This window comes from Hydrogenophaga sp. YM1, from assembly GCF_016903055.1.
GTDB classification, from domain to species: Bacteria; Pseudomonadota; Gammaproteobacteria; order Burkholderiales; family Burkholderiaceae_C; genus Hydrogenophaga; species Hydrogenophaga borbori.
In genome coordinates, this window is record NZ_CP070223.1 from 918,147 (window position 1) to 942,256 (window position 24,110).

Annotated in this window: 23 protein-coding genes; 10 read left to right on the top strand and 13 right to left on the bottom strand. The window is 69.4% G+C overall.

Annotated elements, in window-relative coordinates:
- Positions 1-3 precede the first annotated feature (3 nt).
- The 9 genes from gspD to gspG form a co-directional block, all read right to left on the bottom strand.
- On the bottom strand, positions 4-2,238 hold the full coding sequence (gene gspD, locus JNX00_RS04515) for a type II secretion system secretin GspD (protein WP_070401025.1): 2,235 nt from the start codon (positions 2,236-2,238) through the stop codon (positions 4-6).
- 23 nt (positions 2,239-2,261) lie between these two features.
- Positions 2,262-3,056, bottom strand: coding sequence for a type II secretion system protein N (gene gspN / locus JNX00_RS04520; protein ID WP_204744233.1), 795 nt, complete (start codon positions 3,054-3,056; stop codon positions 2,262-2,264).
- Between the two features lie 99 nt (positions 3,057-3,155).
- A complete protein-coding gene (gene gspM / locus JNX00_RS04525) occupies positions 3,156-3,686 on the bottom strand; it encodes a type II secretion system protein GspM (protein WP_204744235.1) in 531 nt (176 codons plus the stop codon).
- Position 3,687: 1 nt separating this feature from the next.
- On the bottom strand, positions 3,688-4,971 hold the full coding sequence (gene gspL, locus JNX00_RS04530; RefSeq protein WP_204744237.1) for a type II secretion system protein GspL: 1,284 nt from the start codon (positions 4,969-4,971) through the stop codon (positions 3,688-3,690).
- Between the two features lie 134 nt (positions 4,972-5,105).
- Positions 5,106-6,089: a type II secretion system minor pseudopilin GspK gene (gspK, locus tag JNX00_RS04535; RefSeq protein ID WP_286849335.1), complete on the bottom strand. Its 984-nt coding sequence runs from the start codon at positions 6,087-6,089 to the stop codon at positions 5,106-5,108.
- 61 nt (positions 6,090-6,150) lie between these two features.
- A complete protein-coding gene (locus JNX00_RS04540; protein ID WP_070401029.1) occupies positions 6,151-6,870 on the bottom strand; it encodes a prepilin-type N-terminal cleavage/methylation domain-containing protein in 720 nt (239 codons plus the stop codon).
- The gene (gene gspI / locus JNX00_RS04545) at positions 6,870-7,238 is read right to left on the bottom strand and encodes a type II secretion system minor pseudopilin GspI (RefSeq protein WP_070401030.1); all 369 of its coding nucleotides are present in this window, start codon (positions 7,236-7,238) and stop codon (positions 6,870-6,872) included. The genes JNX00_RS04540 and gspI overlap by 1 nt, the downstream gene beginning before the upstream one ends.
- Before the next feature lie 7 nt (positions 7,239-7,245).
- Entirely contained in the window at positions 7,246-7,710 is a 465-nt protein-coding gene (locus JNX00_RS04550) for a prepilin-type N-terminal cleavage/methylation domain-containing protein (RefSeq protein ID WP_070401031.1), read from the bottom strand.
- Between the two features lie 32 nt (positions 7,711-7,742).
- Positions 7,743-8,195, bottom strand: a complete 453-nt coding sequence (gene gspG / locus JNX00_RS04555; protein WP_070401032.1) for a type II secretion system major pseudopilin GspG — start codon at positions 8,193-8,195, stop codon at positions 7,743-7,745.
- Positions 8,196-8,258: 63 nt separating this feature from the next.
- Here gspG and JNX00_RS04560 point away from each other — a divergent pair, with 63 nt between their 5' ends.
- The 3 genes from JNX00_RS04560 to JNX00_RS04570 are packed head-to-tail and all read left to right on the top strand — an operon-like array spanning position 8,259 to position 11,362.
- The gene (locus JNX00_RS04560) at positions 8,259-8,774 is read left to right on the top strand and encodes a type II secretion system protein N (RefSeq protein ID WP_239478257.1); all 516 of its coding nucleotides are present in this window, start codon (positions 8,259-8,261) and stop codon (positions 8,772-8,774) included.
- An 18-nt stretch (positions 8,775-8,792) separates the two neighbouring features.
- Positions 8,793-10,715: a DUF294 nucleotidyltransferase-like domain-containing protein gene (locus JNX00_RS04565; RefSeq protein ID WP_204744242.1), complete on the top strand. Its 1,923-nt coding sequence runs from the start codon at positions 8,793-8,795 to the stop codon at positions 10,713-10,715.
- Positions 10,712-11,362, top strand: coding sequence for a 3'-5' exonuclease (locus JNX00_RS04570; protein ID WP_204744244.1), 651 nt, complete (start codon positions 10,712-10,714; stop codon positions 11,360-11,362). Before JNX00_RS04565 ends, JNX00_RS04570 begins: the two co-directional genes overlap by 4 nt.
- 9 nt (positions 11,363-11,371) lie before the next feature.
- Here the strand turns inward: JNX00_RS04570 and JNX00_RS04575 are convergent, their stop codons facing one another.
- Both JNX00_RS04575 and ilvA read right to left on the bottom strand, forming a co-directional pair.
- A complete protein-coding gene (locus tag JNX00_RS04575) occupies positions 11,372-12,478 on the bottom strand; it encodes a nicotinate-nucleotide--dimethylbenzimidazole phosphoribosyltransferase (RefSeq protein ID WP_204744246.1) in 1,107 nt (368 codons plus the stop codon).
- A 7-nt stretch (positions 12,479-12,485) separates the two neighbouring features.
- Positions 12,486-14,051 (bottom strand): threonine ammonia-lyase, biosynthetic, encoded by a 1,566-nt coding sequence (gene ilvA / locus JNX00_RS04580; RefSeq protein WP_204744247.1) that lies wholly within the window; start codon positions 14,049-14,051, stop codon positions 12,486-12,488.
- Positions 14,052-14,262: 211 nt separating this feature from the next.
- Here ilvA and JNX00_RS04585 point away from each other — a divergent pair, with 211 nt between their 5' ends.
- Positions 14,263-14,712: an OsmC family protein gene (locus tag JNX00_RS04585; protein ID WP_204744248.1), complete on the top strand. Its 450-nt coding sequence runs from the start codon at positions 14,263-14,265 to the stop codon at positions 14,710-14,712.
- Between the two features lie 24 nt (positions 14,713-14,736).
- Here the strand turns inward: JNX00_RS04585 and coq7 are convergent, their stop codons facing one another.
- Entirely contained in the window at positions 14,737-15,399 is a 663-nt protein-coding gene (gene coq7, locus JNX00_RS04590) for a 2-polyprenyl-3-methyl-6-methoxy-1,4-benzoquinone monooxygenase (protein WP_204744249.1), read from the bottom strand.
- Positions 15,400-15,644: 245 nt separating this feature from the next.
- On the opposite strand from coq7, the gene JNX00_RS04595 reads away from it, so the two are divergent.
- Together JNX00_RS04595 and JNX00_RS04600 are read left to right on the top strand one after the other, a co-directional pair.
- Complete coding sequence (locus JNX00_RS04595) at positions 15,645-16,643, top strand: porin (protein ID WP_204744250.1); 999 nt, start codon at positions 15,645-15,647, stop codon at positions 16,641-16,643.
- Positions 16,644-16,913: 270 nt separating this feature from the next.
- Positions 16,914-17,960: a porin gene (locus tag JNX00_RS04600; RefSeq protein WP_204744251.1), complete on the top strand. Its 1,047-nt coding sequence runs from the start codon at positions 16,914-16,916 to the stop codon at positions 17,958-17,960.
- 80 nt (positions 17,961-18,040) lie between these two features.
- Here the strand turns inward: JNX00_RS04600 and JNX00_RS04605 are convergent, their stop codons facing one another.
- Entirely contained in the window at positions 18,041-18,343 is a 303-nt protein-coding gene (locus JNX00_RS04605; RefSeq protein WP_070399191.1) for a helix-hairpin-helix domain-containing protein, read from the bottom strand.
- A gap of 284 nt (positions 18,344-18,627) precedes the next feature.
- On the opposite strand from JNX00_RS04605, the gene JNX00_RS04610 reads away from it, so the two are divergent.
- From JNX00_RS04610 to JNX00_RS04625, 4 genes are all read left to right on the top strand, one after another.
- Positions 18,628-20,196 (top strand): ABC transporter substrate-binding protein, encoded by a 1,569-nt coding sequence (locus JNX00_RS04610; protein ID WP_239478318.1) that lies wholly within the window; start codon positions 18,628-18,630, stop codon positions 20,194-20,196.
- A gap of 64 nt (positions 20,197-20,260) precedes the next feature.
- Positions 20,261-21,241, top strand: a complete 981-nt coding sequence (locus JNX00_RS04615; RefSeq protein ID WP_070399189.1) for an ABC transporter permease — start codon at positions 20,261-20,263, stop codon at positions 21,239-21,241.
- A gap of 1 nt (position 21,242) precedes the next feature.
- Positions 21,243-22,532 carry a M20 aminoacylase family protein gene (locus tag JNX00_RS04620; RefSeq protein ID WP_204744252.1) on the top strand — a complete coding sequence of 430 codons (1,290 nt, stop codon included), beginning with the start codon at positions 21,243-21,245 and terminating at the stop codon, positions 22,530-22,532.
- On the top strand, positions 22,529-24,103 hold the full coding sequence (locus JNX00_RS04625; protein WP_204744253.1) for an ABC transporter substrate-binding protein: 1,575 nt from the start codon (positions 22,529-22,531) through the stop codon (positions 24,101-24,103). Before JNX00_RS04620 ends, JNX00_RS04625 begins: the two co-directional genes overlap by 4 nt.
- Positions 24,104-24,110: the final 7 nt, after the last annotated feature.

Here is a 24,110-nt window from a genome sequence, read left to right on the forward strand (position 1 = left end):
GCCTCACTGCTGCGGGGCAGGGGCGGGCGCCGGGGCGCCCGCCGGCGGCGTGGGCGCGGGAACGGCGTTGGGTGAACCTTCGGGCGCGCCCAGCGGCGTGGGCCGCGGCGCCAGGCGCTCGTAGGGCAGGGCCTGCGGACCCAGCACCGGGGACTCGTTGATCTTGAGCACGCTGCTGCGTTCGGGCTGCAGCCCGCGCTGGATGCTGCGCATCTGCTCGTAGCGGTCGAGCGCGAGGTTGGCGGTGTCGCGCTCGTCGCGCATCACCACGGGGCGCAGGAACACCATCAGATTGGTCTTCTTGCGGCTGCGGGTTTCGCTGCGGAACAGGCCGCCGAGCACGGGCACGTCGCCCAGGCCGGGCACCTTGTCCTGGTTCTGTGCGTACTCGTCCTGCAGCAGGCCGCCGAGCACCACGATGGCGCCGTCGTTCACGAGCACGGTGCTCTCGATGCTGCGCAGGTTGGTGATGAGGCCGGTGCTGGAGTTGATCGAGGCCGGCGCGACGCTGGACACCTCCTGGTAGATGGTCAGCTTGATGGTGCCGTTCTCGCTGATCTGCGGCTTCACGCGCAGGGTGATGCCCACGTCCTTGCGCTCGATGGTCTGGAAGGGGTTGACCGAGCCGTTGTTGCCGCCGCCGGTGTTGGTGAACTGGCCGGTGACGAAGGGCACGTTCTGGCCGATGACGATCTTGGCCTCTTCGTTGTCCAGCGTGAGCAGGTTGGGCGTGGACAGGATGTTGCCGGCGCCATTTTCCTGCAGGAAGCGCGCCAGGAAGCCCAGCACGTAGACGCCGCCGGTGCGGCGCGCCAGGCCGATGTTCAGGCCGGCAGCGGGCGCCGTCTCGCCCTGCGCGAGGTTGAAGATGTTGCGCCCGCCCTCGCCGAAATTGGTGCCGAGCAGGCCGATCACGCGGTCACCCGACTGGCCGGAGGCGCCCTGCCACTGGATGCCGAACTCGGCGGCCTTGTCGTCGTTCACCTCGGCGATCAGGCTTTCCACATACACCTGGGCGCGGCGCGAGTCGAGCTGGTCGATGACCGCGCGCAGCTGGCGGTACAGCGGCTCGGGCGCGGTGATGATGAGCGAGTTGGTCGCCGGGTCGGCCTGGATCATGCCGCCGGTGGAGGGCTGGGCGCTGGCCGCCACCGGCGTGCTGGCGGCGCTGTTGGCCCCCATGCCGCTGGTGGCGCCGCCGCCCAGGTTGAGGCCGCCGGTGCTGGCGCGCGACAGGCCACCGCCGGTGGACGCGCCGCCGCTGCCGCCGCCGCCCAGGGCGCCGCCGCTGCCGCCACCGTCGCCCGCCGCGATGGCCGCGCGCAGCGTGGTGGCCAGGGCCACCGCGTCGGCGTTCTTGAGGTAGACCACGTGGATGTTGCCGCTGGCCACGCTGGCCGAGGGCTGGTCGAGCCGCACCACGAGCGACTTGACCAGGGCCAGGCGCGCGGGGTTGGCCGCGCGCAGCACCAGCGCGTTGCTGCGCGGCTCGGCCACGATGGTGGTGCGGAAGGAGGCGTCACCCGCGGCGGCGCCACCGGCCGCGGCGCCGGTGGCGGTGGGGTCGATCAGGCGCTGGATCAGCGGCACGATGTCGGCCGCCACCGCGTGCTGCAGCGGAATGATCTCGACATCGCTTGCGCCGGGCACGTCCAGCGCGGCGACGATGCGGCCGATGCGCTGCAGGTTCTCGGCGTAGTCGGTAATGATCAGCGAGTTGTTGCCCGGGTTGACGTTGATGGTGTTGTTGGGCGGGATCAGCGGGCGCAGCACCGGCACCAGGTTGTTCGCGTTCTCGTGGTTGAGCCGGAAGATCTGCGTGACCACGGTGTTGGACGCCGGCAGCGCGGACGCGGCCCCCGCGTTCACCACGTTGCCCTGAAGCTTGGCGTCGGCCTCGGGCACGATCTTGTAGAGCCCGCCGGTGTCCACCAGCGCGAAGCCCTGTAGGCGCAGCGCGGCGGCGAATTGGTTCAGCGCGGCGGCCGGCGGCACGGGGCGGTCGGTGGAGAGGTTGATGGTGCCGCGCACGCGCGGGTCGACGACGACGCTGCGGCCGGTGATGGTGGCCATGGTGCGGGCCACGGCCTCGATTTCGGCGCCCACGAAGTTCAGGGTGACGGGCTCGGTCGGCCGGGTCTGCGCGGTGGCCGTCGGCGCGCCGGGCAGGCTCAGCGCCAGCGCGCAGGCCAGCGCGAGTGCGCTGCGGCGGCCGGCCAGGGGGGGGAGGGCAAACATGATGGCGATCCTACGTCTAAGGTTCACCCGATGGTGATGACCGAACGGGCGCCTTGGCGGCGGCCCACGATGTTGAGCAGGTTGGTCAGGGCCTCTTCGCTGCCGGGCGCGGCCTGGGCGTCGCCCGCGAAGCGCAGGCGCCCGCCCACCCATTGGCCCTGGCCTTGCAGCAGCAGGGCGCCGCTGAGGGTGCTCAGGTCCAGGCGGGCGGTGTCGCCCTCGGCCCCCGCGCGCAGCGTGGCGCGGTAGCTGCCCAGGGGGCGGATGCTGGACAGGCGCGAGGCCATGTCGAGGGCGTCGATGTCCAGCCCGCCCTGCAGCCGCGCGCGGCCGCTGGCCAGGGTGAGGGTGAGGCCCTCGCTGCGCAGCGCCAGCACGCCCTGCAGGCGCAGGGTGTTCCAGGGGGTACCCAGGCCGGCCAGCAGTTCGGCCGGCCAGCGGCTGTCGAAGCCGGCGACGCTGAGCGAGGTTTCGCTCAGGCCGGGGTGCAGGCGCAGTTGCAGCGGTTGCGGGGTGCAGCACGGCGCCTGCAGCGCCAGCGCGAACGCGGGGCCGCCTTGCCAGGCGGGGCGCAGGCGCCAGCGCAGGCCTTGGGGCAGGGCGCTGCTGGTGCGGCTGCCTTCGCCGCCGGTGAGCAGCAGATCGGCCTGGCCGCTCCAGACACTGCCGCGCGCGTTGACGAGTTGCACCTGACCGCCGCTGGCCCGGTCCAGTGCGCTGGCCAGCCAGCGCGCCGGGGCGAACAGCAGCAGCGCCAGCAGCAGCCCCAGCACGGCGGCGGCGAAGGCCAGGCGGCGCACGGTGGCAGTGGTGCTCATGGAGAAGCCTCCGCGTGGCATGCGGCGGTGCGGGGTGGGAACCCCTTCGCGCAAGGCGCTGCGGTGCGAACGCCTTCGGGCGGCCGGGCGGCGTTCATCTCAATTCCCTGCCAGCGGCGGGCCGCTCACCACCAGCGAGCCGCTCCAGGTGGTGCCTGGGCCGTCGCGGTTGAGTTGGGATTCGAGCGGCAGCAGCCGCGCGTTCACGCGCACCTGCTGCAGCCAGCCGGCCAGGGCCAGGGCTTCGGCCTGGCGCAGGGTGAGGGTGGCGCGGTCGCCCAGCACGTTGATCTGGCCGGTGCCGCCCAGGGCGCCGGTGGCGGCCTCGAGGGCGCGCAGGGCCTCGTCGCGGCCCGGCGGCTGGCCGGTGGAGGCGGTGCGCAGGCCCTCGGCGGTCTGCGCCAGTTGCTGCATGCGCGCGAGCTGCGCGTCCAGCGTGGCGTGGCGGGCCGGCGCCTCGCGCAGGGTGCGCCAGGCGGGGTGGATGGCGAGCCACCACAGCAGGGCCAGGCCCACGATGAGCGCGGCGGCCAGCACCAGCCGGCGTTCGCGCGCGGCGAGGCCAGCGTACCAGCCGGCCAGGGCGGCGCGGGCGCTCGCCGGGGAAGGGGTGTCGAGGTCGGCGGCCATGTCAGGGTTGCGGTGCCTGCAGCACCAGTTCGTTGCCGTCGAATTGCGCGCGCCAGCCGCCGCTCTGCAGGGCCTGCTGCAGCGCGCGCACCCGCTCCTCGCCGGTGCGCCAGCCCGACAGGCGCAGCGCGCCGTTGTCGTAGCCGATGCGGGTGGGCGACAGCGGTTCGCTGCCGGCGGCGCGGTCCACCGCGGCCAGCAGGCTTTCCAGGTCGCCGGCCGAGAGTTGGCCGCTGGCCTGCTGCAGCCGCGCCACCTCGCGCTGCATCTGCGCCGGGGCGTCGAGCACCAGGTTGATGTGGGGGAAGGCCGTGGTGAGGGTGGTGCGCACCGCGTCTTGCTTGTCCTGCAGGCTCTGGCGCTCCTGCCAGGCCGTCAGGTTCAGTCCGAAGAGCTGGGCCGCGACCAGCGCCGCGAGGCCCCAGCGCGCCGCGCGCCACTGCGGGCCGCTGCGGAACTGGCGCCAGGCGCGCCGCCAGCGCTGGCCGCGCCGCGCGCCCGAGGACAGGCTGAGGTCGAACTGGGCCAGGTTCCAGTCGCTCTGCCCCGCGCGCAGCAGCCAGCGGGCCGGCGGCACCGGGTCGAAGGGGCGCTGCAAGGCGCGTTCGGCGAGTTCGGCCACCAGCGGGTCGGCCAGCCAGACGTCCAGGGCGTCGGTGGCGCGCAGGTCGTTGCCGGTGGCGCCGGGCAGCAGGGCGTCCAGGGGCAGGGGCTGGTCGGCGCGCAGGGGCACGCAGCTCACGCCCAGCAGGCTGGCGCTGGCCAGCCAGGCCTGATCGCCGTCGATGTGCGCCCAGTGCAATTGGCCGGGCGAGTCCATGGCGAAGCTGCGCGTGGCGCCGGTGGCACCGGGCGCGCGGGCGGGCACCAGGGGCCACATGAGCGGCGCGATGCGCGCCACCGGGCGGCCGGCGGATTCGAGCGCGCGCAGCCAGTCGCGCAGGCGGGCGCGGTCGGTGCAGGCCACCCACACGGTCTGGCCGGCGCGGCCGCCGGGCTCCAGGGCGTGGTGCAGGGCGCCCACGTCGCTGAGCACCTGGTCTTCGAGCAGGCCGTCGAGCGCGGCGCGCAGGCGCGGGCCGCTCACGCGCGGCAGGCTCAGTCGGTGCCAGGACAGCGCGCGCGGCGGCAGCGCCAGCACCAGTTCCTCGTTGCGCGGCAGCAGCGACAGGGCCGATTCGCCGTCCTCGACCGGGTTCTGGCCGTCGGTGCTGCGCACCCAGCGCATCAGCGCGGCAGCGGCCGAGGGCGGTGCCAGGTAGTCGACGGGCGTGACGATGAGCACAGGCGGGATTTCAGAGGATGGGACCGGCCATTCTAGAGAGGGACCATGTCAAAGCCTCATCCAGGTGCCCTAGGGCGTTGCGTGGCGGCTTCAGTGGCCACCCGCCAGGGTGGCGGCCGGTGCCCTGGGGCGTCTCAGCGGCGCGTGAAGCGCTCGCGCCAGACGATGCGCGCGTCCAGGGCCTGGCGCATCACCAGGGAGCGCTCTTCGATGATGGTGTCGTCCAGCCGCAGGCGGCCGCGCACCTCGAAGAAGCTGCTGCGCACGCCGTGGTACTGGTCGCTGAGGACGGCCGGGCCCTGGGGCAGCAGGCGCTGCGCTTCGGCGATGCTGCGAAACGGCGTGCGCTCCCGCGCCGAGACGAGGCGGCGCGCCATGGCCAGGTCCAATCCCGGCAGAGAGGCGGCGATGGCCTCGGCGCTGGCGGTGTTCAGGTTGAGCGTGGTGCGCAGCGGCAGCACGGTGAGGTGGGGCTCCAGCCGCGCCAGGCTGCTGGGCGAAATGCCCAGCCAGGCGAGCTGCGAGAGCTTGGACGGCAGCAGCGAGGCCGCGTCCGCGGGCAGGGGATCGCTCAAGGACTTCTGGGCACTGGCCAGCAGCTCCTTGGCGGCGGCTTCGAGCTCGCTGCGCGGCAGTCCGAGCAGTTCGTACAGGCGGCGCAGGCTGTCCAGGTCGGGCTCGGAGAGCTCGTACTTGAGCGGCACGGCACCGTTCTGGACAGTGGTCAGGCGCGCCACGTTGTTGAAGTTCAGGCGCGACTGCAGGTCGGTGATTTCGCCCGAGAGGAAGGCTTCGAGCGTGCTGTCGGCGGTGTTGTCGCGGTCGGCGGCGAGGAAGCTGGACAGCCGGGCCTCTTCCAGCGGCAGCGCCCAGGGCTCGCCCAGGTGGTCGGGGTTGCCATTGGTCTGGTTGCCGCGCCCATCCTCGCGCAGGATCAGGCGCGCCCAGTCGAGCGCGCCGGTCAGGATCCAGGCGGCCTGGGCGCGCTGGCGCTCCGCGCGCTCGACCTCCAGCGCGCGCCATTGCTGCCACAGCGCGCTGGCGGCCAGCGCGGCCACCAGGGTGACGGTGAGCATGGCCAGCAACAGCGCGGCGCCGCGCTGGTGGGTGCGTGTCACGGGACGGCCCTCCATGCTGTGCACGGCGGAGCGGCGTGCCTTGGGAGCGGCCCGGCCGCGCTCATGGCGAGGGCTCCAGCGTGGGGCGCACCCAGTCGCGCTGCAACACGCCGTGCAGGGCGGTGCCGGCCGGGGGCAGTTCCAGCAGCAGGCGCACGCCATTGGGCATGTTCAGGTGGGGGGTGTATGACATGCCGCGGGGGGGCGGGCTGTCGGCGGCCGACTGCGGGTTGGTCCAGGCCTCGCCGCGGTGGTAGTAGAGCTGCCAGCTCAGGGCCGGCACCAGGGCGATGGCGCTGTCGGCCGTGGGGGCGGTGAGCGCGTCGCCGGCGGCGTTGCCGGGGGCGTTCACGCGGCCGGTGGCCCAGTCGGCCGCGCGCTGCCAGGCGAGGGTGAGCTCGTTGCGCTGGCGCAGCGGGCCCGACTGCCAGCGCGACCAGCGCGGGCCCTCGGGGCCGTTGAGCAGGGCCCAGGCGACCACGCGCACGCCCCGGCTGTCCAGGCCGGTCTCCATGGGGTCGCGCCGGGTGAGCCGAAGCACCTGGCCGTTGAAGGCGATGGGCGCGACCTCGCGCGTGTCGACCAGGGCGTCCAGGTCGGCCGTCCACTGGCCCAGGGCGGACTGCAGGCGGCGCAGCTCGTCGCCTCGCGACTGGGTGATGCTCTGCGTGCGCCCCATGCCGTCGATGGCGCGCCAGGCCAGCACGGCGATGATCGAGAGGATGGCCAGGGCCACCAGCAACTCGATCAGGGTGAAGCCACGCGCGCGCCGCTGGCCCATCAGAAGCGCCCTTGCACGGTGGACAGGGTCAGCAGGCGCACCCCGGGGCCGTCGGCGCCGCGCAGCACGGTGGCGTCGATGCGGCGGAAATTGGGGTTGGGCGTGGGCAGGACGGAAACCCGCACGCGCAAGTCGTGGCCGGCCTGCTGGCAGGTGGATTCGCTGTTGCCAGTGCCGGGCAGCTGGCGCTGCAGGCGCAGGGTGATGAGTGTGTTCTCGGCGCACAGGGTGGCCAGCCACTGTTCGGTCTGGCGCTCGGCCGTGCGTGTGAGCGCGTTGCTGGCCTGCAGGCCGGTGGTGAGGGCGAGCGCCACCACGCCCAGGGCCACCAGTACCTCGATCAGGGTGAAGCCGCGCGCGCTTTTCATAGGGGCGTCAGGGCGCGTCCGGGGTGACGCGGAAAGGGCCCAGGCCGTCGGTGGCCAGCACCAGGCGGCGCTCGCCCAGGCCGAGGGCGATGCGCTGCGCCGGGATCAGCGGCTCGGGGCCGAGCACCAGGGCGGTGGCGCCGGGCGGCTGCAGCACCTGGGCGCCGGTGTCGGCGTTCAGCCATTGGTGCGCGCCCTCGGAGGGTGTGGGGCCGTCGCCGGCACGCGCACGCGGCAGGCCGATGAACTCGAAGCCATGGGGCCGCAGGCGCCACACCACCGGCAGACCGCTGGTGAGCGATTGCGCGCGCGCCGATTCGAGCATGGCCGACAGGCGCAGGGCCTCGCGCTCCAGCCGCGTGCCGCTGTCGTCGCGCAGCGCGAAGCTGACGGCCGCCGTGGCCATGGCGATGATGGCCACGACCACCATCAGTTCGAGCAGGGTGAAGCCCCGTGGGCGGCCGTGCGGCATGGTGGGGGCGGGCCGTCGGCGGGCCGGCCGGTTTACTGCCAGCTGCCGATGTCGGCGTTGGCGCCTTCGCCGCCGGCCTGGCCGTCGGCGCCCAGCGAGAGCACGTCGACTTCGCCGTGCACGCCGGGGTTGAGGTACTGGTACGGCCGTCCCCAGGGGTCGTTGGGCAGCTTGTCGAGGTAGCGGCGCCAGTTGGGCGGAATCGCCCCGACGGTGGGTTTGTTGACCAGCGCGCCCAGGCCTTGCTCGGCGCTGGGGTAGCGCTGGTTGTCCAGGCGATAGAGCTTGAGCGCCTGCATGAGGTTGTGGGTGTCGGTGCGGGCGGCGGTCATGCGCGCATCGTCCGTTCGGTCTAGCACGTTGGGCACGATGAGCGCGGCCAGCACGCCGATGATGACCAGCACCACCATCAGCTCGATGAGCGTGAAGCCGCGCCGCAGTGCGCGTCGGGTGGGTGCGTAAGAGGGGAAGAGGGGGCGTGTCAAGGGAGTCTCCGGCACCGGGTCGTCGGGCGCCCCGCGCGGGGGTCGGTCGATCATAATGCGCGCATGAGTCGGGCATCCACCTTCGGGCACTCGGTCTTCCTGGGCGAGGGCGCAGCGGCGCCAGGCGGCGCGCCGCGGCGCGCGCCGGGCGCGCTGGCCGTGCTGCTCTGGCTGGCAACGGGGCTCAGCGTGGGTTACTGGGTGCTGCAGGCCATGGGTCGCTCGCCGCTCACACCCGTGGCCGCGCCCGCGGTGGCGGCGCCTGCGCCCGACACGGCCTCCGTGGCCCGCGTGCTGGGCGCCGTGCAGGCCGTTGCGGTGGACGCCCCGGCCAGCGCGCCCGCCCCGCTGTCCTCGCGCTTCCAGTTGCTGGGCGTGATCAATGCCGGCGGCGCCGACGGCGCCGCGCTGATCGCCATCGACGGACAACCACCCAAGCCCTACCGCGTGGGCGCCGAGCTCGACGGCGGCGTGGTGCTCCAGTCGGTGCAGCGCCGCTCGGCGCGGCTCGCACCGACCGGCGGCGGCCAGCAGGGCTTCGAGTTGAGCTTGCCCGCCCCGCCGGGCGACACGCCCTGAGGCCCAGGGCCGCCCGCCATGGCCCCGCGCGGCGGAATCCCCACCGACCCCGCGCCCCTGCCGGACGCGCTGCGGCCCTCGGGCAGCCTGCTGGCCAACCTAAGCGACGAACTGCGGCGCTACCCGCCCTTCGATGAGATGGAGGCGGCGCACGTGGCCGCCTTCGTGGCGGCCTCGCGCCAGGCCTACTACGCGCCCGGCGAGCCGGTGGTGGACCCGCAGGACGGGCCGGTGCGCGAGCTGTTCTTCATCCGCCGCGGCGCGGTCACCGGCAAGCGCGGGCTGTCCGAGGTTTCCGGCGGCGCCTTCCAGTACGAGGCGGGCGATCTGTTTCCCATCAGCGCGGTGCTGGCGCAGCGCGCGCCCACCACGCTGTACCACGCCACCGAAGACACTTTCGTGCTGGTCATCGGCGCCGAGGACATGCGCGCCCTGGCGGCGCAAAGCCCGCCATTCGGCGACTTCCTCAACCGGCGCATCCTCAAGTTCCTGGAGCTGTCGCGCGCGGCGCTGCAGGTGGCCTATTCCTCGCAGGCGCTGGCCGAGCAGTCGCTGGAGACGCCACTGAGCGAGCTGGGCCACAAGGCGCCGGTGAGTTGCGCGCCGCACACGCCGCTGCGCGAGGTGCTGGGCCAGATGCACGAGCGGCGCATCGGCTCCATGCTGGTGGTGGACGGCGCGGGCGCGCCGCTGGGCATCCTCACGCGCTCCGACGTGCTGGGCCGTGTGGTGCTGCCGCAGGTGCCGCTGGACGCGCCGGTGTCGTCGGTGATGGTGCGGCCCGTGCACAGCCTGCCGCACGACGCCAGCGCGCAGGACGCCGCGCTGGCCATGTCCACGCACGGCATCCGCCACGTGCCCATCACGCGCGCGGGGCGGCTGGTGGGCATCGTCTCCGAGCGCGACCTGTTCGCGTTGCAGCGGCTCAGCCTCAAGCAGGTGAGCTCCAGCATCCGCAACGCCACGGGCGTGGACACGCTGCGCGTGGTGGCGCACGACATCCGCCGTTTCGCGCGCACCCTGCTGGGCCAGGGCGTGCAGGCGCGCCAGCTCACGGCGCTGATCAGCCATTTGAACGATGCGCTGGGCGCGCGCTTGATCGAACTGCTGGCGCAGCGCCATGGCATCGCCTTGCCCGACTGCTGTTGGCTGGCGCTGGGCTCCGAGGGCCGCGGCGAGCAAACCATCGCCACCGACCAGGACAACGCGCTGATCCGTCCCGATGGCAGCGAGGTCGCGCCCTACCTGGCCTTCGCGCGCGAGGTGAACCAGGCGCTGGACGACTGCGGCTACCCGCTGTGCAAGGGCGGCGTGATGGCCGGTAACCCCGAGCTGTGCCTGACGCTGACCCAGTGGCGCGAGCGTTTCGCGAACTGGATCGAGCATGGCTCGCCCCAGGACCTGCTGAACGCCAGCATCTTTTTCGACTTTCGCCCGCTCGCTGGCCACGAGGCCCTGGCCCGCGCGCTGCACGACGAGGTGCTGGCGCACGCGCGCACCACGCCGCGTTTCCTGAAGCAGCTCGCGCTCAATGGCCTGGGGCGCACGGTGCCGCTGAACTGGCTGGGCAACATCGACACCGAGGCGGTGGAGGGCCACGACACGCTGGACCTCAAACTGCAGGGCACGGCCATCTTCGTCGACGTGGCGCGCCTGTACGCCCTGGCGCACGGCGTGCCGGCCACCAACACCCGCGAGCGCCTGGAGGCGGTGGGGCCGCTGCTGGGCGTACCGGCGCACGAGGCCCAGGCCTGGGTTGGCGGCTTTGACTACCTGCAGCTGCTGCGCCTGCACGCGCAGCTGGACGGCACCACGGTGGGCGACAACCCGAACCGCATCGCGGTGGACACGCTCAACGACATCGACCGCCGCATCCTGAAGGAAACGCTGCGCGTGCTGCGCGCCCTGCAGCAGCGGCTCACGCTGGACTACGACCGGTGAGCGCGTGGTGGTCGGCCTGGTTCGGCGGCGGCGACGCGGCGCCCGCGGCGCCCGAGCGCTGGGTGGTGCTGGACGTGGAAACCAGCGGCCTCGACGTGGCGCGCGACCGCCTGCTGGCCATCGCCGCCGTGGGCCTGCGCGTGGACTGGTCGCGCCGCCGCCTCGACGTGTGCCTGGGCGACAGCTTCGAGGTGGTGCTGCGCCAGGAGCGGGCCTCCAGCCGCGACAACATCCTGCTGCACGGCATCGGTGTGCAGAGCCAGCGCGACGGGTGGGATCCGGTCGAGGCGCTGCGGGCCTTCGAAGCCTTCTCCGGCGCGGCGCCGCTGCTGGCCTTCCACAGCGCTTTCGACGAAGCGCTGATCGGCCGGCACGCGCGCCAGCACCTGGGGCGGCGCCCAGCCAATCCCTGGGTGGACATCGAGCACCTCTGCGCCGTGACGCACCCCCAGGTGCGGGCCCGCTCGCTGGACGAGTGGATGGCGCATTTCGGCATCACCTGCCCCCGGCGCCACCAGGCGGCGGCCGACACCCTGGCTGAGTGCGAGCTGCTGCAGCGCATATGGCCGGCGGTGGCGGTCGAGTGCCGGAACTGGCGCGGCGTGGAGCGTTTGGCCGGCCGACGGCGCTGGCTGGCGTCGGGCTAGCGGGGGGGTTCAGGCCTCCAGCAGCGCCTGCGTGGCCAGCAGCAGCGGCCAGGCCAGCAGCGCGCCCGTGCCCTGGTTGATGTGCAGATCGAGGTCGAGCAGCGGCATGGCCTGCAGGTGGATCAGCATGAGCCGGTGCGCGGTGGCCGGCGAGCGCTGGGCGTAGACCAGGTAGTCGGCCACCGCCGGGCTCAGGCCGCGCGCCACCAGGGCGGCGGCGCCGGCCACGAAGCCGTCGACCAGCACCACGCGCCGCTCGCTGGCCGCCTGCAGCATGGCGCCGGCCATCATGGCGATCTCGAACCCGCCGAAGGCCGCCAGCGCGTGGATGGGGGAGATGGCCTGCGCGTGCCGCTGGGCCGCGGCGGTGAGCTTGTCCAGGCGCTGGAAATGCACGGTGTCGTCGAAGGCCGAGCCGGGGCCGTCGTCGCGCGGCAGGGCGTCCGCCATGGGCACGCCGCACAGGCGCGACAGCAGCAGCGCCGCGCTGGCCGGGTTGGCCACGCCCACCTCGCCCAGTGCCAGCACCGTGCCCGGCAGATGGCGCACCACGTCCATGCCCGCGTGCAGCGCGGCCACGGTCTGGCTGAGCGACATGGCCGGGCCGAGCAGGCAGTTGCGTGTGCCGTAGGCGATCTTGCGCGCCTGCAGGGTGGCCGGCGGACGGCCGCGCGCCGCCGGCGGCTGGGTGATCGGCGTGGCCATGCCGGCGTCGACCACGGTCAATTCAAAGCCGTGCTGGCGCGCCAGGGTGTTGACCGGCGCGCGGCCCGCGAGCAGTTGGGTGACCAACTCGGCGGTGGCGGACTGCGGCAGGTCGCTCATGCCCTCCACGGCCAGGCCATGGTCGGCCGCGAACACCACCAGCTGCGGAGCGTCGAACACCAGCAGATCGAACGGCAGCGCGCTGCTGTGCTGGATGCGCGCGAGCTGCCCGGCCAGCCACTGCAGCTGGCCCAGGGCGTTGGCGGGCTGACCGTCGGGCTGCAGGCGCCGGTGCAGGGCGTGCTCCAGCGTGGTATCGGCCGTGCCGGCGATGGCGGGCAGCTTCAAGCCCTCGACGGGCGCGAACGGGCGCGGTGCGTTGATGGGCGTGAGGGCGGGATCGCGCGCCATGGGGTGCTCAGCTGCGCAGGAACAGCCGGTAGGCCGGGTTCTGCGTTTCCTCGACATAGGGGTAGCCCAAGGTGTCGAGGAACTTGGCGAAGGCCTTGTCGTCCTTGGCCGGTACCTGCAGGCCGACCAGGATGCGGCCGTAGTCGGCGCCCTGGTTGCGGTAGTGGAACAGGCTGATGTTCCACCCCGGGCGCATGAGGCTGAGGAACTTGAGCAGGGCGCCCGGGCGCTCGGGGAAGATGAAGCGCATCAGGCGTTCGTCCTGCGCCAGCGCGGAATGGCCACCCACCAGGTGGCGCAGGTGTTCCTTCGCCAGTTCGTCGTGCGTAAGGTCCAGCGTCTCGAAGCCATGGCGCACCAGTTGCTGGGCGATCTTGGCGGACTCGCCCTTGCCCGCCGTGGTGAGTCCCACGAACACATGCGCCTGGGCGCTGTCGTGCATGCGGTAGTTGAACTCGGTGACGTTGCGCGCCGCGCCGGGCAGCGAGCCGATGACCTCGCAGAAGCGGCGGAAGCTGCCGCGCTCCTCGGGCATGGTCACGGCGAACAGGGCCTCGCGCTCCTCGCCCACCTCGGCGCGCTCGGCGACGAAGCGCAGGCGGTCGAAGTTCATGTTGGCGCCACACAGGATGGCCGCGTAGGTTTGACCCTTGGTCTTGTGCGTGGACACGTACTGCTTGATGGCGGCCACCGCCATCGCGCCCGAGGGTTCGACGATGCTGCGGGTGTCGACGAAGATGTCCTTGATGGCGGCGCACACGGCGTCGGTGTCCACCGCAATGAACTCGTCGACCAGCTCGCGCGCGACGCGGAAGGTTTCCTCGCCCACCAGCTTGACGGCGGTGCCGTCGGCGAACAGGCCGACGTCTGGCAGCGTCACGCGCTCCTTCTCGGCGACCGAGCGCATCATGGCGTCGGAGTCGGTCATCTGCACGCCGATGACCTTGATCTCGGGCCGCACGGCCTTGATGTAGTTGGCCACCCCGCTCACCAGGCCGCCGCCGCCGATGGCGACGAACACCGCGTCGAGTTGGTTCGAACCCAGGCTCTGGAGCTGGCGCAGTATCTCCATCGCGATCGTGCCCTGGCCGGCAATCACGTCAGGATCGTCGAAGGGGTGAACGAAAGTGAGTCCCTGCTTCTTTTGCAGGATGACGGCGTGGTTGTAGGCGTCGGTGTAGCTGTCGCCGTGCAGCACCACCTCGCCGCCGAGGCCGCGCACCGCGTCGATCTTGAGCTGCGGCGTGGTCACCGGCATCACCACCACGGCCCGCGCGCCCAGCTTGCGCGCGCCCAGCGCCACGCCCTGCGCGTGGTTGCCCGCCGACGCGCAGATCACGCCCTTGGACAACTGCTCGGGGCTGAGGTGCGCGATCTTGTTGTAAGCCCCGCGCAGCTTGAAGCTGAAGACGGGCTGCTGGTCCTCGCGCTTGAGCAGCACCGTGTTGTGTAGCCGCCGGGACAGCGCGCGCGCCGGGTCCAGGTTCGACTCCACCGCGACGTCGTACACCCGGGCTGTCAGGATCTTCTTGAGGTAGTCGGCGGGCGTCAGGTGGGCGGCGGGGGTTTTCATCACCAAGCATTATCTGCGGGCGAAAAAAAACCCGGACCAACGTTGCTGGTCCGGGTTTGAATCCACCCGTGGAGGGTAGAGGAGACAACCGAAAATACAATGACGTAAGTATATCGCCGGATTGCTGCGTTGCAACAACCCGGCTCAAGTTGCCCTCATTTTTAGAGCAAGGCCCTTAGAAAGTGCGGGCTTTGTCACGGAGAACCCTTTCATGGAATGCACCGTCACCTGGACCGGCGCCAGCGGCACCCGATCGGCCATGGGCTTCGTTGCCGAAACCGGCAGCGGCCACGTGCTCGCCATGGACGGTGCGCCCGACGCCAACAAGCCCGAGAACGGCGGCGCCAACCTGGCGCCCCGTCCCATGGAGACCGTGCTCGCGGGGACCGGCGGCTGCACGGCCTACGACGTGGTGCTGATCCTCAAGCGCGGCCGCCACGACGTGCGCGGTTGCTCGGTCAAGCTCACCAGCGAGCGCGCCGCGGTCGATCCCAAGGTGTTCACCAAGATCCACATGCACTTCACCGTCACTGGCAAGGGCGTGCCCGCCAGCGCGGTGGAGCGCGCCATCGCCATGAGCCACGAGAAGTACTGCTCGGCCAGCATCATGCTGGCCAAGACGGCGGAGATCACGACCAGCTTCGATCTGGTCGAAGCCTGAGCCTGCGTCCCTTGTTGGGGACGCTCAGATCCGGTGCGCCACGGTCGTCATGACCTTGGCGGCCATCCGCATCATCCCCTTCACGGGCGCCGGCAACTCGGCGGCCCCGGCCTGCTGGGCCTGGCGAGCGTGCCGGGCCTCGTCCAGTTTCATCTGCGCCACGATCGCCCGCGAGGCGTGGTCCTCGGCCGGCAGGCGGTCCAGATGGCTGGCTAGGTGGGCTTCCACCTGGCGTTCGGTTTCCACCACGAAACCCAGGCTGGGGCCTTGCCCCAGGCGGCCCGCGATCAGGCCGAGCCCGAAGGCGCCGGCGTACCAGAACGGGTTGAGCCGCGATGGCCGGCTGCCCAGTTCGTCGAGGCGGGCCTTGGTCCAGGCCAGGTGGTCGGTTTCCTCGCGGCCGGCCTCTTCCAATTGCTGGGCCAGGGCCTCGTTCGATGCCTTGCCACCCGGTCCGGGCCAGCGCGCGGCGAAGGCTTGCGCGGTGTACAGCGCCTGGGCGCACACCTCGCCCACGTGGTTGACCCGCATCAGGGCACCGGCGAGGCGCCGGTCCTCGGTGCTCAGCGCACCATCGTCGTGCCGCTCGGGCACGGTGGGGCAGGGCTGGCTGGCCCGCGGGGCGGCGAACAGGGTGCGCAAGGCCGAATCGGCCGCAACCACCAGGGCGTCGCTGAAAGTGCTCATGAAACTCTCACGTTGAATCGGCAGTGGACTGGTGCGGGGAGTATGGTGCCACGCCATCTGTCTAAGGGTTACCCCTCGGAATCGTGGCAACGCTGCAACATCGGCACCACGCTGGGGCGAATCGAGGTCGGCAAACATGGCGGTGACCAGCTGTTTCTGATGCAATGCCCGCAGCTTCCTCAATGGAGGTCGGCTCGGGGGCAAAGACTTCCGGCCTCTTAACCCAAACCTTGGAGAATTCCTCGATGAAAAAGACCCTGATCGCTCTGGCTGCCGTCGCAGCCTCCAGCGCAGCACTGGCCCAGTCGTCGGTGACCCTGTTCGGCATCATGGACGTGAACGTCCGCCACACCTCGACCAAAATCGGCGGCGTCAAAACCTCGCTGAGCGAAATGGGCCAAGACGGTACCGCTTCGAGCCGCCTGGGCTTCCGCGGTGTCGAGGACCTCGGCGGTGGCATGAGCGCCAGCTTCTGGCTGGAAGGCGCCCTGAACCCCGACACCGGTACGCCCGCCGGCCTGCAATTCCAGCGCCGCAGCACCGTCAGCCTGTCGGGTGGCTTCGGTGAAGTCCGCCTGGGCCGTGACTACGTGCCGTCCTTCTGGAACCACGCCGTGTACGACCCGTTCGGCACCAACGGTCTGGGCAGCTCGGTGAACATGTATTCGCCCAACGCTGGTTTCTTCCAGGCGACGACCGTGCGTTCGAACAACATGGTGTCGTACTTCACGCCGAACATGGGTGGCTTCCAGGCCCAGCTCAGCTACGGCTTCAAGGAAGTGACCACCGGCACCAGCGCCAGCGACTACCAAGGCCTGCGCCTGACGTACGCCAACGGCCCGCTGTCGGTTGGCTTCGCCACCGCATCGGAAGGCAACGTGGGCGCAGCCGACTCGCGCCGCACCAACGTGGGTGCTTCGTATGACTTCGGCTTCATCAAGCCGATGTTCAACTACACCACGTCGAAGGAGAAGACCGTCGACCTGAAGGTGAACAACCTGATGGTGGGCCTGACCGCTCCCGTGGGCCCGGGCCTTATCAAGGCTTCGTACACCCGCACCGAAGTGGAAGTCCCTGGCATCTCGGTTGATGGCAACCAAGTCGCTGTCGGCTACGAGTACGGCCTGAGCAAGCGCACCGCCCTGTACGGCAACTTCGCCCGCATCAGCGCCGACGCCGGTCTGCTGGCTGGTCCTGAGTACAAGCGCACCGGCTTCGAGCTGGGTATCCGCCACTCCTTCTGATGTCCTGCGGGCTTGGCCCGCTGGCGTCTGAAGTCAAAAGCCACCGCCTCGGCGGTGGCTTTTTTTTTGCCTAGGGGGATTGGCCTGCTATTTGCTTAAGAGGTTTAAGAAGGTGGGATGACGTTGTTGCTTCATTGCCACGTTTTTCCCCTGTCTTGTGTAAAACCCCTAGGGGCAAACCCGTAACGTGCATGTCGATGGGTACCATCACTGCAGTTTCAGTCGTGTGAAACGTTTCCCAAACCGTTCCAAAGGAAAAGGAATCTCCCCATGAAAAAAAGTCTGATCGCTCTTGCCGTTCTGGGCACCTGCGGCGCCGCGATGGCTCAGTCGAGCGTGTCGCTCTACGGTATGGCCGATGTGTGGGTGGGCCGTGTCAAGACGGACATCACCGGTGTCGGTTCCGCCAGTGAGACCGTGCTGGAAAGCGGTGGCTTCAACACCAGCCGCCTGGGCTTCAAGGGCTCCGAGGATCTGGGTGGTGGTCTGAAGGCCAACTTCAACCTGGAAGGCGCGCTGGCCATGGACAACGGCACCGCCGGTGGCCTGAGCTTCAACCGCCAATCGTGGGTCGGTCTGTCGGGTGGCTTCGGTGAAGTCCAGCTGGGCAAGCCCTGGACGCCGTACGACGACACCCGCTCGATGGCCAACGACACCTTCAACGCGAACTTCGCGTCGTCGTGGACCACCTGGCTCGGCTACGAAGACAACCCGAACAACACCATCCGCTACAACTCGCCCAACTTCGGCGGTTTCTCGGGTGCTTTCGCCTACTCGCTGGGTGAAGACCGCGCCAGCTCGCCGAACAACAAGGCCAGCAACCTGGTGTCGTTCAGCCTGAACTACGCCAACGGCCCGATCGTGGCTGGCTTCGCTCACCAGAGCCAGAAAGTCGAAGGCCTGAACGGCATCGACAGCACCGGCATCCTGACCGGCCTGGCCGCCACCGGCAAGACCACCTACAACCTGCTGAACGGCTCCTACGACTTCGGCGTCGTGAAGCTGGTCGGTGGCGTGAACCAGGCCAAAGTGCAGCCGGACGGCTTTGCTGACGTGAAAGCCAACGAGTTCAACATCGGTGTGGACGTGCCCCTGGGCGCCGGCTTCGACATCGGTGTTGGCGTGGCCCGTTCCAAGCTGGAGTCTGGCGGTACGGATCTGAGCAAGACCACCGGTTTCAGCATCGGCGCCAAGTACGCGCTGTCCAAGCGCACCTTCACGTACGCTGCCTTCAACCGCACCAAAGCCGAAATCATCGGTACCGGCGCGGAAGTCAAGAACACCCTGTTCGGCGTGGGCATCCAGCACAACTTCTGATCTTCAGAAGCGCTTCGCTCAAGCAAAAACCGCCCGGCATGCCGGGCGGTTTTTTTTATGGGCGGTTCAGTGGCCGGTGTTCACTGCTTCGGTTTGGCGCCCGCTGGCGCGCTGGTCGCCTTGAAGGCCTCGCCATTGACCGTCAGGCCTTCGTGCGACAACTTCGCGGCGCGTTTGTCCCCGATGCCGGGGACCCGCGCGATGAAGTCGTTCCAGTTCTTGAAGGGGGCGGCCTTGCGCTGTTCGAGGATCTTGCCCGTGGTGCTGGGGCCAATGCCTTTGATGCTGTCGAGATCGGCTTGCGAGGCCTTGTTGACGTCGACGGCGGCGAAGCCGGTGGCGGCGCTCAGGGCAAACAAGGCGGCGACGAGGAGCTTCTTCATAGGGGACCTTCCTGATGGTTTTGGGGTTGAAATGCCTAAGTAAATGACCAATAGGCGAGCCAAATATAGCGATAAAGAATTATTTGAAATGACGGAGGAATAAAGCTTCGAGTGGTGTCCGGAAATGGCCTGTTCCGGCCGAACCGGTGGGGGGCGCGCGGTGTCGATCCGGGTGCTCATACTCGGTACGGGTAAGTCCCGTCGCTGGCGCGGGAACGCTTGTTGCATAGTCCCGGCACCTTCATTTAATTCAGGTGTCAACGATGAAATCGTTCTCCGTGCCCATGCAGGCGGTCGTGCTGGGGGCAGCCTTGGCTGTCACGACCGGCGGTCTTCAAGCGAAGACCTTCAAGTGGACGAGTGCCAGCGACATCCCGACCTGGGACATCCATTCCCAGAACAACGCGTTGGCCAATGGCATCCATGCCTCGGTCTATGAGTCGTTGGTGTACTACAACAGCCGCACCTTCAAGCCCGAGCCGCTGCTGGCCACCGGCTGGAACCAGGTCTCGCCCACTCAGCTGCGGCTGACGCTGCGGACCGGGGTGAAATTCCACGACGGGTCCGACTTCACCGCCGATGACGCCGTGTTTTCGCTGCAGCGCGCAATGGCGCCGACCTCGAACTTCACGCCCTATATCCAGGGCATCGACCGCATCGTCAAGGTCAACAACAACACCATTGACATCTTCACCAAGGGCCCCAACCCGGTGCTAGTGAACCAGCTCACCGAGCTGCGCATGATGAGCAAGGCCTGGGCGGAGAAGAACAACTCCACCGCGCCCAAGGACATCAAGACCCAGGACGAGAACTTCGCCCACCGCAATGCCATGGGCACGGGGCCCTTCGTCCTCAAGGAGTGGGCGCCCGACCAGAAGATGGTGCTCACGCGCAACCCCAACTGGTGGGGCAAGGGCGCCGAGACCAACGTCACCGAGATCGTCTACACGCCGGTGAAGGCCACGGCCACGCGCATGGCCGCGCTGCTCTCGGGCGAGGTGGATTTCGTGCTGGATCCGAGCCCGCAGGACCTGCCGCGCCTGCGCCAGGACGGCAACCTCAAGGTCATGGACGGGGTCGAGAACCGCACCATCTTCTTCGGCATGGACCAGCACCGCGACGAGCTCGTGGGCAGCAACGTCAAGGGCAAGAACCCGCTGAAGGACGTGCGCGTGCGCAAGGCGCTGTACCAGGCGATCGACATGAACGCGATCGCGCGCGTCACGCTGCGCGGCCTGGGCCAGCCCACGGGGGCGCTCATCGCGCCGCAGGTGACGGGCTGGACGGAGGGCGTGCACCAGCGCTACCCATTCGACGTGGCCGCCGCGCAGAAGCTGCTCGCGGACGCCGGCTACAAGGACGGTTTCGAGGTCGACTTCGCCTGTCCCAACAACCGCTACATCAACGACGAGGCGATCTGCCAGGCCGTGACCGCCATGTGGGCGCGCATCGGCGTCAAGGCCAAGCTGCGCACGCTGCCGCTGGCCACCTACTTCCCGATGATCCAGCGCTACGAGGCCAGCATCTACATGCTGGGCTGGGGCGTGCCCACCTTCGACGCGATGTACAGCCTGCAGTCGCTGGTGCGCAGCGTGGGGCAGGGCGGTGACGGCAACTACAACGTGGGCCGCTACAGCAACCCCAAGATGGACCAGATCATCGACCGTGCCAAGACGGAGACCGACCTGCTGATCCGCAACCGCCTGCTGACCGAGGCGCTGGAGCTGTCGAACGCCGACGTGTCGCACCTGCCGCTGCACAACCAGGTCATTCCCTGGGCGATGAAGAAGAGCATCAACGTGGTTCACCGCGCCGACAACCGCCTGGATTGGCGGCTCATCACGGTAAACTGAATCGGGTACTGACCAAAGAGGGTCGCCTCCTTCCGGGCGCGACCCTCTCTTGCTTTTTTCATCGATGTTCGCATTCATCCTCCGACGGCTCGCCCAGGCGGTGATCGTCATGGTCAGCGTGGCGCTGATCGCATTCATGCTGTTCCAGTACGTCGGGGATCCGGTGGTCTTCCTGCTCGGTCAGGACGCCACGCCGGAGCAGGTGCGCGCCCTGCGCGCCGACCTGGGCCTGGACCAGCCCTTCTTCGTCCAGTTCTGGCACTTCCTGGTCAACGCCGCGCAGGGCGAGTTCGGCCTGAGCCTGCGCCAGGGCGCCAAGGTCTCGCGCCTCATCGCCGAGCGTTTCCCGGCCACGCTGGAGCTGTCCATGGTGGCGGCGGTGCTCGCGCTGCTCGTGGGCATTCCCATGGGTGTGTACGCGGCGCTCAAGCGCGGCACCTTCCTCAGCCAGGTCTTCATGACGATCTCGCTGCTGGGGGTGTCGCTGCCCACCTTCCTGATCGGCATCCTGCTGATCCTGGTGTTCGCGGTGCACCTGGGCTGGTTCCCCAGCTTCGGCCGCGGCGATGTGGTCTCGCTGGGCTGGTGGAGCACCGGCCTGCTGACGACCAAGGGCTGGATCCACATCACCCTGCCCGCGATCACGCTGGCCATCTTCCAGCTCACCCTGATCATGCGGCTGGTGCGCGCCGAGATGCTGGAGGTGCTGCGCACCGACTACATCAAGTTCGCGCGCGCCCGCGGGCTCACCAACCGCGCGGTGCATTTCGGCCACGCGCTGAAGAACACGCTGGTGCCGGTGATGACCATCACCGGCCTGCAGCTCGGCGGCCTCATCGCCTTTGCCATCATCACCGAGACGGTGTTCCAGTGGCCGGGCATGGGCCTGCTGTTCATCCAAGCCGTGACCTTCGCCGACATCCCCGTGATGGCCGCCTACCTGTGCCTGATCGCGCTGATCTTTGTGGTGATCAACCTCATCGTCGATCTGTTGTACTTTGTGGTTGATCCGCGCCTGCGCGTGGAGAAGGCCGGAGGGCATTGACATGAGCAAGTCCCGCTACAAGGTGCATGGCCCGGCGTTCGCGCACATCGCGGCCTTTCACCCCGAACTCACGGCGTTGCGCCGCGACCTGCACGCCCACCCCGAACTCGGTTTCGAGGAGGTCTACACCGCCAAGCGCGTGGTGGAGTCGCTCAAGGTCTGCGGGGTGGACGAGGTCCACACCGGCATTGGCAAGACCGGTGTGGTGGCGGTCATCCGCGGCCGCCAGACCGGCAGCGGCCGCATGATCGGCCTGCGCGCCGACATGGACGCGTTGCCCATGACCGAGCACAACGACTTCGCCTGGAAGTCGAGCAAGCCGGGCATGATGCACGGCTGCGGCCACGACGGCCACACGGCCATGCTGGTGGGCGCGGCGCGCTACCTGGCCGAGACGCGGCAGTTCGACGGCACGGCCGTGCTCATCTTCCAACCCGGTGAGGAAGGCTTTGCCGGCGCCAAGGCCATGATCGAGGACGGACTGTTCGAGCGCTTTCCCGTGAACTCGGTGTTCGCGATGCACAACTGGCCGCAGATGCGCCCAGGCACCGTGGGCGTGAACCCGGGGCCCATGATGGCCTCGGCCGACCGCATCACCATCGAAGTCACCGGCAAGGGCGGCCATGGCGCGCACCCCTACGCCACGGTCGACCCGGTGCTGGTGGCGGCCCACATCATCACGGCGGTGCAGAGCATCGTCTCGCGCAACGTGCGCGCGATCGACAGCGCCGTGATCAGCCTGTGCTCCATGCAGGCCGGCGACCCGGGCGCCTTCAGCGTGATCCCGGGCACGGCCCGCCTGATCGGCACCGTGCGCACCTTCAACCCCGAGGTGCAGGCCATGGTCGAGAAGCGCCTGCACGAGGTGTGCTCGGGCGTGGCCTTGGGCCTGGGTGCCTCGGCCCACCTGAACTACGAACGCATCTACCCCGCCACCATCAACACGCGCGACGAGGCCCGCTTCGCGATGGAAGTGGCGCAAAAGCTGGTGGGCCACGATCACGTGGACCGCAACATGGACCCGAGCATGGGCGCGGAGGATTTCTCCTTCATGCTGCAGGTCAAGCCTGGCGCCTACCTGCGCCTGGGGCAGGGTGCCGACAACGGGCAGGGCGCCTGCTTCCTGCACAACAGCCGCTACGACTTCAACGACGAGGTGCTGCCTTTGGGCGCCGCCTTGCACGCCAGCCTCATCGAACAAGGCATGCCATTGGCCAGCGAGCCCACCACGCCGCGCCAGACCCTTTCCCAGTCCACCCCCTCACCCACCCCCGCAAGGAGCGACGCATGAACCTCAAAAAATCCTCGGCTGCCCTGCTCGTGGCCGCAGCCCTGGCGGCTGGTGCCGCCAGCGCCCAGACGGTGCGCATCGGCAACCAGGGTGATGCCCTGTCGATGGACCCGCACTCGCTCAACGAGTCGCTGCAGCTCACCGTGACGGGCAACGTCTACGAGCCGCTGGTGGCGCGCGACCGCAACCTCAAGCTGGTGCCCGGCCTGGCCACGAGCTGGAAGCAGACCTCGCCCACCGTCTGGCGCTTCGAGCTGCGCAAGGGCGTTGAATTCCACGACGGCACGCCCTTCACCGCCGACGACGTGCTGTTCACCTTCGCGCGCGCCGCCGGCGAAGGCTCGGACATGAAGAGCTACGTGAACGACGTGAAAGAGGTGCGCAAGGTCAACTCGCACACGGTCGACGTCGAAACCAAGGGCCCGTTTCCCATCCTGCCCGATGTGCTGTCGCTGCTGTACATCATGAGCAAGAAGTGGTGCGAGGACAACCAGGCCACGCGCCCGGTGGATCGCCGCAAGGGCATCGAGAACGCGGCCTCCTTCCGAGCCAACGGCACCGGCCCGTTCCGCCTGCGCGAGCGCCAGCCCAACGTGAAGACCACCTTCCAGCGCAACGGCAACTACTGGGGCAAGATCGAAGGCAACGTCGCCAACGTCGAGTACACGCCCATCGGCAACGACGCCACGCGCGTGGCCGCGCTGCTGTCGGGCCAGGTGGACGTGATCGAGCCCGTGCCGCTGCAGGACGTGGCCCGCATCAACGCCAGCGGCAAGTCCAAGGTGATGCAGGGCCCCGAGCTGCGCACCATCTTCCTGGGCATGGACCAGAAGCGCGACGAGCTGCTCTACTCCAACGTGAAGGGCAAAAACCCCTTCAAGGACAAGCGCGTGCGCCAGGCCTTCTACCAGGCCATCGACATCCAGGGCATCCAGCGCACGGTGATGCGCGGCGCCTCGGCGCCTACGGCGCTGATGGTCGGCCCTGGCATCAATGGCTTCGACCCCGCCATGAACACCCGCCTGCCCTTCGACGCCGAGGCCTCCAAAAAGCTGCTGGCCGAGGCCGGTTACCCGAATGGCTTCGAGGTGACCCTGAACTGCCCGAACGACCGCTACGTCAACGACGGCAACATCTGCCAGGCGGTGGCCGCCAACCTGGCGCGCGTGGGCGTCAAGATCAATCTGCAGGCCGAGACCAAGGGCACCTACTTCCCGAAAATCCTGCGCCGCGACACCAGCTTCTACATGCTGGGCTGGACGCCGGGCACCTACGACTCGCACAACGCGCTCAACGCGCTCATGCGCTGCGTGGACGATTCGGGGTCGGGCCAGTTCAACCTGGGCTCCTATTGCAACCCCAAGGTGGATGAGCTGACCAAGCAGATCCAGTCGGAGACCGACAAGGCCAAGCGCGACGCCATGATCCGCGAAGCCTTCAAGATCCATTCCGACGACGTCGGCCACCTGCCGCTGCACCAGCAGGCCCTGGCCTGGGGCGTGGCCAACAACGTCTCGCTGGCCCAGCTGGCGGACAACTTCATGCCGTTCCGCTACATGTCGGTGAAATGAGGCCACC

Bases quoted from the DNA above. Each gene is read 5' to 3' on its own strand.
- gspD (WP_070401025.1), bottom strand. From the start codon at position 2,238: ATGTTTGCCCTCCCCCCCCTGGCCGGCCGCCGCAGCGCACTCGCGCTG.
- gspN (WP_204744233.1), bottom strand. From the start codon at position 3,056: ATGAGCACCACTGCCACCGTGCGCCGCCTGGCCTTCGCCGCCGCCGTG.
- gspM (WP_204744235.1), bottom strand. From the start codon at position 3,686: ATGGCCGCCGACCTCGACACCCCTTCCCCGGCGAGCGCCCGCGCCGCC.
- JNX00_RS04540 (WP_070401029.1), bottom strand. From the start codon at position 6,870: ATGGGCCAGCGGCGCGCGCGTGGCTTCACCCTGATCGAGTTGCTGGTG.
- gspI (WP_070401030.1), bottom strand. From the start codon at position 7,238: ATGAAAAGCGCGCGCGGCTTCACCCTGATCGAGGTACTGGTGGCCCTG.
- JNX00_RS04550 (WP_070401031.1), bottom strand. From the start codon at position 7,710: ATGCCGCACGGCCGCCCACGGGGCTTCACCCTGCTCGAACTGATGGTG.
- JNX00_RS04560 (WP_239478257.1), top strand. From the start codon at position 8,259: ATGAGTCGGGCATCCACCTTCGGGCACTCGGTCTTCCTGGGCGAGGGC.
- JNX00_RS04565 (WP_204744242.1), top strand. From the start codon at position 8,793: ATGGCCCCGCGCGGCGGAATCCCCACCGACCCCGCGCCCCTGCCGGAC.
- JNX00_RS04575 (WP_204744246.1), bottom strand. From the start codon at position 12,478: ATGGCGCGCGATCCCGCCCTCACGCCCATCAACGCACCGCGCCCGTTC.
- ilvA (WP_204744247.1), bottom strand. From the start codon at position 14,051: ATGAAAACCCCCGCCGCCCACCTGACGCCCGCCGACTACCTCAAGAAG.
- JNX00_RS04585 (WP_204744248.1), top strand. From the start codon at position 14,263: ATGGAATGCACCGTCACCTGGACCGGCGCCAGCGGCACCCGATCGGCC.
- coq7 (WP_204744249.1), bottom strand. From the start codon at position 15,399: ATGAGCACTTTCAGCGACGCCCTGGTGGTTGCGGCCGATTCGGCCTTG.
- JNX00_RS04595 (WP_204744250.1), top strand. From the start codon at position 15,645: ATGAAAAAGACCCTGATCGCTCTGGCTGCCGTCGCAGCCTCCAGCGCA.
- JNX00_RS04600 (WP_204744251.1), top strand. From the start codon at position 16,914: ATGAAAAAAAGTCTGATCGCTCTTGCCGTTCTGGGCACCTGCGGCGCC.
- JNX00_RS04605 (WP_070399191.1), bottom strand. From the start codon at position 18,343: ATGAAGAAGCTCCTCGTCGCCGCCTTGTTTGCCCTGAGCGCCGCCACC.
- JNX00_RS04610 (WP_239478318.1), top strand. From the start codon at position 18,628: ATGCAGGCGGTCGTGCTGGGGGCAGCCTTGGCTGTCACGACCGGCGGT.
- JNX00_RS04615 (WP_070399189.1), top strand. From the start codon at position 20,261: ATGTTCGCATTCATCCTCCGACGGCTCGCCCAGGCGGTGATCGTCATG.
- JNX00_RS04620 (WP_204744252.1), top strand. From the start codon at position 21,243: ATGAGCAAGTCCCGCTACAAGGTGCATGGCCCGGCGTTCGCGCACATC.
- JNX00_RS04625 (WP_204744253.1), top strand. From the start codon at position 22,529: ATGAACCTCAAAAAATCCTCGGCTGCCCTGCTCGTGGCCGCAGCCCTG.